The 5,189-nt window shown below is 53.0% G+C and carries 1 protein-coding gene; it reads left to right on the top strand.

Features of this window, described 5'->3' with window-relative positions; translation table 11 throughout:
• Nucleotides 1–71: 71 nt before the first annotated feature.
• Complete coding sequence (locus tag IQ273_RS30015) at nucleotides 72–5,123, top strand: Calx-beta domain-containing protein (RefSeq protein ID WP_194026763.1); 5,052 nt, start codon at nucleotides 72–74, stop codon at nucleotides 5,121–5,123.
• The last annotated feature ends 66 nt before the right edge of the window (nucleotides 5,124–5,189 follow it).

The following is a 5,189-nucleotide window of genomic DNA, read 5'->3' as shown; positions in this document are numbered from 1 at the left end:
GGGGGAGGTCAGAATCGGGCGGAGACAGTAGTATCCTAAGCTGGGTTGACAGCAACTGGGTTTACGCCAGTGTGGCCGACCAGCTCAGCTCGGGGGTGAGCCAAATTTTTTCGGCTCAGGATGCCTTTGCGGCGCTGAAAGAGGACGGCTCTGTCGTCACTTGGGGGAGGTCAGATCGGGGCGGCGACAGCAGCACCATAGCCGACCAGCTCAGCTCGGGCGTAACTCAAATTTTTTCGACTATAGGGGGGGCTTCAGGGGCATTTGCGGCGTTGAAAGAGAACGGCTCTGTCATCACTTGGGGGGACCCGTTTTGGGGCGGAGACAGCAGCGCCGTAGCCGACCAGCTCAGCTCGGGGGTGAGCCAAATTTTTTCAGTTCAGAGTGCATTTGCGGCGCTGAAAGAGGACGGCTCTGTCGTCACTTGGGGGAGGTCAGAAAGTGGCGGCGACAGCAGCGCCGTGGCCGACCAGCTCAGCTCGGGAGTGAGCCAAATCTTTGCGACTGGCAGGGCCTTTGCAGCGTTGAAAGAGGACGGCTCGGTCGTCACTTGGGGGAGGTCAGCGTGGGGCGGCGACAGCAGCGCCGTGACCGACCAGCTCAGCTCGGGTGTAGTTACCCTCGCCAGCCCCTTTCTCAAATACAACTTCACCCCCGCTGGAGGCAGCGGCTCCGGCAACTCCGAACCAGGCGATGGCGCTCTGGTGCCAGTCAGCCCACCATCAACCGTCAGCCTTGACCACGCCTTTCTCGAAGTCCTAGCCAAAGACCTAGTTTACAAAGACTGGGTAAACAACAGTGAAAGCCTTGAAAATACATTGAATGAATCTGATTACAACATCAATGGATATCAATACCGCTTAGATTCTCAAGCAGGTATCAATAATGGTGTTTGGGGTCATAATGAGGGGCTTGGCTTATATGCAATTGGGTTAATCTCAGATGATGACGGAGCACCACCAATTCTCGCCTTAAGAGGGACTGGCGGCCCGACGGATGCCGTTGACTGGATTGACAATATTGATCCAAGAGGGGTTGGGTTTCCACAATTTGATGCTTATCGCATCGCTATAGATCAATGGCTCAATTCCTTAGGCGATCGCGGTTATAGCCCTGCCTACATTACAGGGCATAGCCTTGGAGGTGCGTTGGCTCAGTGGTTTGGTTCTTACTATACTGATTTTCGTGCAAAACCCCTATCAGGTGTCGTCACATTCAATTCGCCTGGTATTAACGGAACCGTTCAACACAATGGACAGTTCTTCGGGGCTGACACCCTTGAATCTGGGTTGGTTAATGATATAACTCATTACATAGCCACTGGGGACGTAATCAGTTTGTTTGGAAGAAAATTTCTTGATGGTAATGTCAAGAAATTTTCCAGGTCTGATAATTGGGCTTATAACCCACTCTCTCCTCACTTAGATCCTATTCTTGTTCAAGATTTACCCGAAAATGGTTCCTCAAAACCAAATGGAAGTTTTCGTGATCTAACCTCTCAACAGTTGAGTTCAAATTCATTCAACTACTATGGCTATGGATCAAGTAGTCTTCAATACGCCAGCCTTCAAATTTTAGTTGGGATGATCCCAGGATTTGGGCCTCCACTTGCTGACGCAATGAAGACAAGGGGGAATGCCAACCTGAATCTAGATGTCTTTCGAGGCTTGGCAAATCTCTCGGTTGAAATTGGCAATTTAGGTGTTGCTGCTTTAGAGGCAGCTCAAGAAGCCGTAGTCTCCATTGGCAATGGTGGGGCGGCAGCTCTAGAGAGCATACAAAACTGGGGCATTGATGCCTGGGAAGCCGCATCCAACATGACCGCCGATGCTTGGAGAAATGCCCAAACCTGGACAGCTAGTACATGGCAATCAACGGTAGGCTTTACAGCCAATCAATGGGATGCCCTTACCGGCACCCTCAACAATGCTGTTAACTCCACAGTCAACTTTATCTCAAGTACAGTTAGCAACATCTTCAACACATCTGTAACCGTCAGTCTGGCTCAACCCAGTGATACAGAGGTTGCGATCAGCTATCAGTCAGTCGATGGAACAGCCATAACCAATCAAGATTATGCTGCCGTCAGTGGCACCCTAGTCTTTGCTCCAGGGGAAACTGAGAAAAAGATTCCAATTCAACTTCTAAACGTCGGTTCAATAGATGAAGCCAAGATGTTTGAAGTTCAGCTTAGCAACCCTCAAAACATTAATCTTGTTTTAGGCAATAGCATTCTTGTCAACATTAAGCCTAACCAGGCCCCGACCTTACAAAATCAAATTTCTTCCCAAACGACGTTTGTTAATCAGAACTTCTTCTTTTCGATTCCAAAAGATACGTTTGCCGATGCTGATCTTCAAGCCGGTGACCAGCTCAGATACGAGGTTTCCTTGGCCGATGGTAGCCCTCTGCCAGGTTGGTTAACCTTTGACAGCCTCAATGGCTTTCTGGTCGGCACACCTAGCCCTATAGACCTAGATAATCTAACTCTTAACGTAACCGTAACCGATCAAGCAAAGCGATCGGTCAGTACTGAATTTAGGCTAGATGTATCTGTATCCCAAGATGACATCGTAGGCCCTGCTGCCATCAACACCGCCACCCGATTTACAGGCAACAGTGACAACAACATTTTCAGGGGCAGCAGTGCAGCAGATATTTTTGATTTAACGGCTGGTGGTGCAAATATTGTTAAAGGTACCATAGAGCAGCTTGATGGCGACAAAATTATTGGCTTTGATCCGAATGATGTTCTTCTATTCAAAGACATCCCATTTTCACCCAGTCAGCTCAATATATCTTTTGACTCTGGATTAACAACTCTATCGGTAGTAAACCTTGCCAATGATGATGGTCAGATAGCGGGCAAAGTTATTCTGGAAGGAAGCTATGACGTTGATCAGTTTGTCGTCTCTTCGCTAGATGGCTTCACAAAAGTGACTTATAGCGACGATCCTAGCGATACCTCAGACCCATCAGAGCTATTCACCCCCATCCAAACGATAGGCGACCTCACCCTAGGGGCAACGCAGCTGGGCTACGCGATCCAGTTTAGTGATGGCACGCTCTTGCCGGTGACCAACAACGGCGCAGTGGCGACTCCAGTGGATGGCTGGCAAGCGCTGGCTGTGAACCAGGGGGCTAACGGAGTCGGCTTTACACTTTACTGGCGCAATGGGGTGACGCAACAGACGGCGACTTGGTCGCTCAATGCCCAAGGAGCATTCACATCGTCAGCCCTGATGACACCTGCTCAGGGGCTCTTTGCAGAGACCAACCTGAATGTGGATTTAACCGGGGATGGTCAAATTGGCCTGGCCTTTATCCCCATCCAAACCGTTGGTGACCTCACCTTAGGGTCAACACAGCTCGGCTACGCTATCCAGTTTGGCGATGGCACGCTCCTACCCGTGACCAACAACGGCGAGATGGCGGCTCCAATAGATGGCTGGCAAGCGCTGGCGGTAGATCAGGCGGCTGTGGGTGGCGGCTTTACGCTCTACTGGCGCAATACAGTGACGCAACAGACGGCGACTTGGTCGCTTGACGCCCAGGGCGCATTGGTGTTGTCGGCGCTATTGACACCCGCCCAAGCCCTCTTTGCAGAGACCAACCTCAATGTGGACTTAACCGGGGATAGTCAGATTGGCCTGACGTTCACCCCAATTCAAGCGGTTGGTGACCTCACCCTGGGCTCAATGCAGCTGGGCTATGCCATTCAAGGGGGAGATGGCGTGCTCTTGCCGGTGACCATCAATGGCGCGGGAGCGACTCCCGTGGATGGCTGGCAAGCGCTGGCGGTGGAACCGGGGGCTGGCGGAGTCGGCTTCACGCTTTACTGGCGCAACGCAGCAACGCAACAGACGGCGACTTGGTCGCTCAATGCACAAGGCGCATTCACATCATCTGCCCTGTTGACGCCTGCCCAAGCCCTCTTTGCTGAGACCAACCTCAATGTGGACTTAACCGGAGATGGTGAGATTGGCCTGGCGTTCACCCCCATCCAGGCGGTGGGCGACCTCACCCTAGGTTCAACGCAGCTGGGCTATGCCATTCAAGCGGGAGATGGTCCGCTCTTGCCGGTGACCATCAATGGCGCGGGAGCGACTCCAGTCGATGGCTGGCAGGCACTGGCGGTGGATCAGGGGGCTGGCGGAGTCGGCTTCACGCTTTACTGGCGCAATGGGGCGACGCAACAGACGGCGACCTGGTCGCTCAATGCACAAGGCGCATTCACATCATCTGCCCTGTTGACGCCAGCCCAAGCCCTCTTTGCTGAGACCAACCTCAATGTGGATTTAACCGGGGATAGTCAGATTGGCCTCACGTTCACCCCAATTCAAGCAGTGGGCGACCTTACCCTGGGTTCAACGCAGTTGGGCTACGCTATCCAACTTGGCGATGGCGCGCTGTTGCCAGTGACCATCAATGGCGAGGTAGCAACTCCAGTAGATGGCTGGCAGGCGCTGGCAGTGGATCAGGCTGACAGTCAGGGCTTTACGCTTTACTGGCGCAACACGGCAACGCAACAGCTGGCGACTTGGTCGCTTAATGCCCAATGCGCGTTCGTAGCATCTGCACCGTTGCTCTCTGCTCTGGCGCTCTTTGCAGAGACCAACCTCAATGTGGATTTAACCGGGGATAGTGAGATTGGCCTGGCATTCTCCCCCATTCAAACCGTTGACAACCTTACCCTTGGGTCAACGCTACTTGGCTACGCCATCCAAACTGGCGATGGCACGCTCTTGCCAGTGAACCGCAGCATCGAAGGGATGACTCCACATCTTTCTCCGATAGTCGGTCCATCTGACTTCCCCACCTCGCCTGTGGTCAACAACGGCGAGGTGGCGACTCGACCAGTCGGCTGGCAAGCGCTGGCTGTGGACCATGCGGCTGACGGTGCAGGCTTTACGCTTTACTGGCGCAACGCGGAGACGCAACAATTCCTCGCCTCGTCCCTCAATGCGCAGGGGACCCTTCTCTCGACCAAATCGTTGACGCCTGCTGAGGTTCTGCTAGCTGAGGCAAGTCTTAGCCTCGATTTAGTGGGCGATGGGAAGATTATCAAATGTCAAGTACATAGAGGTGACGCGACAGCTAGATTGGCGGATTGCAGGGTCTGAGAGAAGGTCAGCACCCCCGTTCATGAGCGCTGTAGCAGTGGTCGCCTTTCGAAGAACGACTGCACG

Source organism: Nodosilinea sp. LEGE 07298, from assembly GCF_015207265.1.
Lineage (GTDB): Bacteria > Cyanobacteriota > Cyanobacteriia > Phormidesmidales > Phormidesmidaceae > Nodosilinea.
Note: the sequence above shows the minus strand (reverse complement) of the source record. Positions and strands in the feature narration are given on the sequence as shown.